The 6,721-nt window shown below is 42.6% G+C and carries 5 protein-coding genes and 1 rRNA gene; 2 read left to right on the top strand and 4 right to left on the bottom strand.

Annotation, left to right across the window (positions count from 1 at the left end; all coding sequences use genetic code 11):
* From AACQ42_RS16235 to rluD, 4 genes are all read right to left on the bottom strand, one after another.
* Window positions 1-74: ribosomal RNA gene (locus AACQ42_RS16235) — 16S ribosomal RNA — on the bottom strand; the annotation flags it as partial.
* Between the two features lie 562 nt (window positions 75-636).
* Window positions 637-3,213 (bottom strand): ATP-dependent chaperone ClpB, encoded by a 2,577-nt coding sequence (gene clpB / locus AACQ42_RS16230; protein ID WP_026027339.1) that lies wholly within the window; start codon window positions 3,211-3,213, stop codon window positions 637-639.
* A 107-nt stretch (window positions 3,214-3,320) separates the two neighbouring features.
* Window positions 3,321-4,046: a peptidoglycan editing factor PgeF gene (gene pgeF, locus AACQ42_RS16225; protein WP_094164101.1), complete on the bottom strand. Its 726-nt coding sequence runs from the start codon at window positions 4,044-4,046 to the stop codon at window positions 3,321-3,323.
* Window positions 4,046-5,020 carry a 23S rRNA pseudouridine(1911/1915/1917) synthase RluD gene (gene rluD / locus AACQ42_RS16220; RefSeq protein WP_013857530.1) on the bottom strand — a complete coding sequence of 325 codons (975 nt, stop codon included), beginning with the start codon at window positions 5,018-5,020 and terminating at the stop codon, window positions 4,046-4,048. Before rluD ends, pgeF begins: the two co-directional genes overlap by 1 nt.
* 155 nt (window positions 5,021-5,175) lie before the next feature.
* Between rluD and bamD the strand changes: the two genes are divergently transcribed.
* Together bamD and hpf are read left to right on the top strand one after the other, a co-directional pair.
* Window positions 5,176-5,901, top strand: coding sequence for an outer membrane protein assembly factor BamD (gene bamD / locus AACQ42_RS16215; RefSeq protein ID WP_094165427.1), 726 nt, complete (start codon window positions 5,176-5,178; stop codon window positions 5,899-5,901).
* A 448-nt stretch (window positions 5,902-6,349) separates the two neighbouring features.
* Window positions 6,350-6,676, top strand: a complete 327-nt coding sequence (gene hpf, locus AACQ42_RS16210) for a ribosome hibernation-promoting factor, HPF/YfiA family (protein WP_026027341.1) — start codon at window positions 6,350-6,352, stop codon at window positions 6,674-6,676.
* Window positions 6,677-6,721 lie beyond the last annotated feature (45 nt).

The following is a 6,721-nucleotide window of genomic DNA, read 5'->3' as shown; positions in this document are numbered from 1 at the left end:
TGCTGCCGCTCGACTTGCATGTGTTAGGCCTGCCGCCAGCGTTCAATCTGAGCCATGATCAAACTCTTCAATTAAAGTTTTGTTGGTCCTAAGACCGGCTCAATGAATACTGACTTCAAAACTGCTCTTACTCGAAAGTAAAAAAGTAATTTTAAAGCTATTGTTGTTCCAACAGAACAACAATGAATTGACTGTGCCGCTTCTTGGTCTTCACTTTTTAAGAAAAAGTGAAATCAAAAAGCATTCGAACTATTGCTAGTCCAGGTCACTCAGTTCATTGATAAATCTTTTTCGATTATCATCAACGAGTGCCCACACAGATTGATAGGTTTATATTGTTAAAGAGCTTGCTTGGATGCTTATCTAAAAGCATTCAAAGCGGACGAACATTCTAGCGATATAACCTTAAGTGTCAAACACTTTATCGATTATTTCTTTTAAACAAGTGTCCATCTGTTATCAGCAGAAGTAACTAGCACTGCCCTGACAACGAGGCGCATTATAGGTAGTTTAGAGAAGGACACAAGTCCTAAAATGAAACTTTCTCATAAAAACGAACTGACAGCTCACAAAAGAACCAATGAGAGTGATTTTCAAACAAAAAGGGCCATTTCTGGCCCTTTTGAATGTAAATGTTTAGTCTTGATGAGCAATAATTTGGTCATTGCTAACAACTAGCTTAACTTTTTTATCCGGTAGGATTCTTCCTGCCAAGATTTCTTTCGCTAATGGATTTTCAACGCTTTGTTGAATAGCGCGTTTCAATGGTCTTGCTCCGTAAACAGGATCAAACCCAACTTGAGAAATCAGCTCTAACGCTTTTTCAGATACCTCAAGCTGATAACCTTTCTCTTCCATTCGTTTACCAAGACGGGCTAATTGAATAGAAGCGATCGATTTAATTTGTTCTTGCGCCAACGGATGGAATACTACACTTTCATCCACTCGGTTTAAGAACTCTGGTCTAAAATGTTTACCTACAATCTCCATTACCTCTTTTTTAATGCCTTCATAATCCAAGCTTGCGAATTTTTCTTGAATTTGCGAAGACCCTAAGTTTGAGGTCATAATTACCACTGTATTACGAAAATCAACTGTGCGTCCTTGTCCATCAGTTAAGCGCCCATCATCTAATACCTGTAGTAGGATATTAAAGACATCAGGGTGTGCTTTCTCAACTTCATCCAACAAGATAACCGAGTACGGTTTACGACGAATAGCCTCGGTCAAGTAACCACCCTCTTCGTAGCCCACATAACCTGGAGGCGCGCCGACTAATCGCGCTACTGAGTGTTTTTCCATAAACTCAGACATGTCGATTCGCACCATGGCATCTTCACTATCAAACATAAAGTTTGCGAGTGTTTTACACAATTCAGTTTTACCCACACCAGTTGGCCCTAAGAATAAGAAGGAACCAATCGGTCTATTTGGATCAGATAACCCAGCTCGGCTACGGCGAATCGCATTTGATACCACTTCGACGGCTTCAACTTGTCCGATAACTCGTTGATGCAGCGCATCCTCCATTTGCAGCAGTTTTTCTTTCTCAGCTTCCAGCATTTTAGAAACTGGAATACCAGTTTGCTTTGAAAGCACTTCCGCAATTTCTACATCAGTTACTTTGTTGCGCAGTAAAGTCATCTCTTGCATTTCAGCTTGAGTTGCAAGGTCGAGCTGCTTTTCAAGTTCAGGAATTCGGCCATATTGAAGTTCTGACATACGGTTCAAGTCACCCGCTCTACGTGCGAAATCCATATCCATACGCGCTTGCTCTAATTCGGACTTAATATGCTGAGTACCCGAAAGAGCTGCTTTTTCCGCATTCCAAACTTCTTCCAACTCGGCAAACTCGCGCTCTTTCACTTTTAACTCTTCGTTTAACACCTGTAAGCGTTTTTCACTCGCTTCATCGTGTTCATTCGTTAGCGCTTGTTGCTCAATTTTCAGCTGAATAATTTTGCGCTCAAGCTTATCTAAAGATTCTGGCTTTGAATCTATTTGCATTCGAATACTTGAAGCGGCTTCATCGATCAAGTCAATCGCTTTATCGGGCAACTGGCGATCAGAAATATAACGGTGCGATAGACTCGCAGCAGCAACAATAGCGGGATCGGTGATCTCCACATGGTGATGGAGCTCATAGCGCTCTTTCAAACCACGCAAAATAGCTACTGTGTCTTCTACGCTAGGTTCATCAACCAGTACCTTTTGGAAACGTCGCTCAAGTGCCGGATCTTTCTCTATATATTGACGATATTCGTCTAAAGTGGTCGCACCGACGCAGTGTAGATCTCCTCGAGCCAGAGCGGGCTTAAGCATATTCCCCGCATCCATTGCGCCTTCGCCTCGACCTGCACCGACCATAGTGTGCAACTCATCAATAAAGAGGATGACATTACCCTCTTCTTTCGCTAGCTCGTTAAGCACCGATTTTAAGCGTTCTTCAAATTCACCACGATACTTAGCCCCTGCGACCAAAGACCCCATGTCTAATGACAATACTCGACGACCACGTAGACCTTCTGGCACTTCATTATTAATAATGCGCTGCGCTAACCCTTCCACAATCGCCGTTTTACCTACACCGGGCTCACCAATAATCACGGGGTTGTTTTTGGTCCGGCGTTGCAATACTTGAATGGTGCGACGAATTTCATCATCACGCCCGATGACAGGATCAAGTTTGCCTTGTTCCGCTCGTTCAGTTAGATCTATTGTGAATTTCTCAAGCGCTTGTCTTAGCTCTTCTGCATTTGGATCATTCACTTTCTGACCTCCACGCACTTTTTCTATTGCTTCAGAAACTTTTTTCTCGGTAAGCCCTATTTCTTTGAGTAATTGACCAAGCGCGCCCTTATCTTCTAGTGCGGCTAGCAAAAATACTTCCGAAGAAATGTAGGAATCTTGCCGTTTTTGCGCGAGTTTATCGCACAAATTGAACATAGTACCCATTGCGCTAGAAAGCTGAACATCACCACCGATACCGCTAACTTTTGGCAAACGGTCTAATATCTCACTGAGCTTCGAGCGCAATTGCATAACGTCCACACTTAACATAGTAAGAAGTGGACGAATTGGACTGCCATTTTGATCGAGCAATGCCACCATCAAATGAACAGGCTCGATATATTGATGATCACGGCCTAATGCCAATGATTGAGCATCAGAAATGGCAATTTGAAATTTGCTTGTAAATCGATCAAGACGCATACCAACTTTCCTCACCTTAATTGAGAAACTAATCTTACGTAGCTAAAGATGGCTACGTACTAGTGCTTTTTCAAGGGGCAAGTTAGGTAAGATTGATCTTGCGTAAGTTACTCTTCGATCCAAATAAATGAAGCTTGGCGACCTGTGATTCCGTCGCGTCGATAGGAATAAAACTGATGAGGATTATGGAAGGTACAAAGGCCGCTATCTGATATTTCTGAAACACCGCATTGATGCAACCTTAACGTGGCTAACTGTGCAATATTTGCTAGCCATTTTCCATTCTCTTGAAGAGAAAATGCGGCCTTTGCTTTGGTATTTTGATCAACAAAGGCATGGTATACATCATCACCGACTTCAAATGCCGTAGGACCGATAGCAGGACCGAGCCAAGCTAGGATATCACTAGAAAATTTGGCGAGCGCATTTTCGAGTATCCCATTAGCTAAACCGCGCCAACCAGCATGAACTGCAGCCACTTCGCTGCCTTGGTGATTAGTGAGTAGAACAGGTAAGCAATCAGCGGTCATTACAGAACAAACCACATTATGCTGATGGGTAAAAACACCATCGGCACTCAGAATCTGCTGAGTAGGTTGAGTAACCTCTAGCACTTGTGTTGAATGCGTTTGTTTAAGCCAAATAGGTTTAGAGGGCATCGCCGCTTGCTGCGTTAGCCATTGGCGATTTTTTTCAACGGATAAAGGATCATCCCCAACATGCATGCCTAAATTCAGCCCTTGATAAGGAGCTAACGAAAAGCCACCGACTCTAGTCGAGGAGAAAGCTTTTACATGTTTAGGTGCATTCCAGTTAGGGATGATCTTCTGCATTAGAACTCGTCTTTTTTATTCAACTTAGTATCTACGCGTAAAGCTTCCGCCATAATGATCATATCGTCAGGTACTGGCGCATGAAATTCTAGCATTTCACCAGTCACAGGATGCTCAAGTCGAAGCATAACGGCATGCAAAGCCTGACGATCAAAACCACGGATCATATCGGTCAGCTCTTGCGTTGCCCCTTTCGGAATGCGAGCGCGGCCACCATAGGCGGTATCCCCAAGCAAAGGATGCTGTAAATATGACATATGCACACGAATTTGGTGAGTACGGCCCGTTTCTAAACGCAAACGAAGTCGCGTATGTTCACGAAAATGCTCGGCCACACGATAGTGAGTTACCGCTGGTTTACCCATCGGGCTTACCGCCATCAATGTACGTTTTGTTGAGTGGCGGCCAATCGGCTTATCGATCATCCCACCAGCAGTCATAGTACCGATCACAATCGCTTCATATTCACGCGTAATCTTACGCTTTTGCAACGCTCGAACTAAGTGTGTTTGTGCAGGAACCGTTTTAGCGACCACCATTAGACCAGTCGTATCTTTATCCAAACGATGCACAATCCCCGCACGAGGTACTTCTGCAATAGCTGGATAGTGGAACAACAGTGCATTTAAGACTGTGCCATCTGGAGTACCCGCGCCTGGATGAACGACAAAATCTCGTGGTTTGTTGATGACCATAATATCGTCATCTTCATACACGATATTTAAAGGTATATCTTGCGCTTCCCAACGCTCTTCATCTTCAAGCTCGGCTTGGACCGTAATGATTTCTCCCCCCATGACTTTCGTTCTTGGTTTAGTGATCACCTCACCATTGACCTGAACTTTGCCTTCTAAAAGCCACTCTTTTAGACGTGAACGAGAGAAATCTGCGAATAATTCAGCGACAGCTTGGTCTAAACGTTGACCTAACTGGCTATCTTTTACTGTATTTGTTAATTCAATCTGCTGAGCCATATCGAACTTTTTTAAAAACCGTGAGACTAATAGCGTCTAGTATGGATAAAATATGGCGTCATTGTATCTGTTACTGCTAAGAAAGTAACGAAACGATTTGTAAAGCGATTACGCACTCAATTAAGAAGCATTAATTCAAGGAAACGACTCCTGTCATGAAACACCACACTTTATCAGGCTTACTCGCATTATCACTGTTATTTGGCTGTTCAAGCAGCGAAGAGATTGTCCCTGATGTGCCGCCTTCTGAATTATACTCAGAAGCACAAACCTCACTGCAAAGTGGTAACTGGTTAACGGCCATTCAAAAACTTGAGGCGTTAGATTCACGTTATCCCTTCGGCGCGTATTCAGAACAAGTTCAACTTGATCTTATTTACGCTTACTACAAAAACGATGATCTTGCGTTAGGTTTAGCGACCATTGAACGCTTTACCCGTTTGAATCCAACCCATGAAAAAATGGATTGGGTACTCTACATGCGTGGTTTGACGCATATGGCGCAAGATCGCAACTTCATGCATGACCTATTTAATGTCGATCGCGCGGATCGTGATCCAGAACCGGTAAAAGCTGCGTTTGCTGATTTTAAGAAACTGCTGCAACGCTACCCAAAAAGCCCTTATGCAGAAGATGCTCATAAACGCTTATTCGCGTTAAAAAATAGGCTGGCTGAATATGACCTTGCCACAGCTGATTTTTACTTACGCCGTGAATCTTGGATTGCGGCCATCAACCGTGCTCAGGAGCTACAAAAAACGTATCCAGACACTGAAGCGGCTCGAAAATCATTACACATTCAGTTGGAAGCGTATAAACAGCTCAAACTGAACGATGCCATTGCCAGAACTCAAAAGTTAATTGCACTCAATCCACAATAGTTTGCAATAAGCTTAGGTACGCCATGAAAACCACTCACGCTTTGAGTGGTTTTTTTATTTGGAGTCGATGGGAATAATAACACGCCAGCAAAAGACGGCTGGAAAATGAGTGGTGCAGAGAAAACTGAAATAAAAAGGGAGGTGTTCAAAACATCGTTAGAATAAAGATCACAAAAAACACTTGAATAAGAAATGAGCAGCGCTCTTTTTAGGCCGCAAAAACACCCTAAAAATGGGAAATTCTTAGCTTGAACTTCTAACCAATCTATCCAGATTGATAGGAATCACAAGCTTTTTCTTTACTCTTTGTCAGCACTCTTTGCGTGAGATCACGTTTAAACTCGCCCTTTGAAATCACATCCAATAAAGTGATCTATATCACATTACTTTAGTATTAAATCAGTAATCTGAAGTTAACCCATGAGGGATGCAACAGAGGAAAAAATCTATGAAAGTAACTATCACTGGTAAAAATATCGACATCACCTCTGCAATCCGCACTCACATTGAGAGCAAATTTAAAAAACTAGAAAAATGGCAAGTGGATATCATAGGATGCCAAGCTAGCTTTAGTGAAGAGCCCAATAAACAAAAAAGATTCGAAGCTATTATCACGGTACCCAAAGGACAATTAGTCGCTTCTGCAACCCATGAAGATCTTTACGCAGCTATCAATGAGGTAGAACAAAAATTAGAACGCCAACTCAACAAACTGCGCCATAAACCGGAAGCTCGTCGTACCGACAAACCGGAAGTAGAAGAAGAAGTTGAATAAAGTTTAATATAATGAAAAATAGCGCTTTCAAGCGCTATTTTTTTG

It is taken from the genome of Vibrio sp. V12_P9A6T4, from assembly GCF_963874835.1.
Lineage (GTDB): Bacteria > Pseudomonadota > Gammaproteobacteria > Enterobacterales > Vibrionaceae > Vibrio > Vibrio anguillarum.
This window is presented reverse-complemented; position numbering and strand designations above follow the sequence as displayed.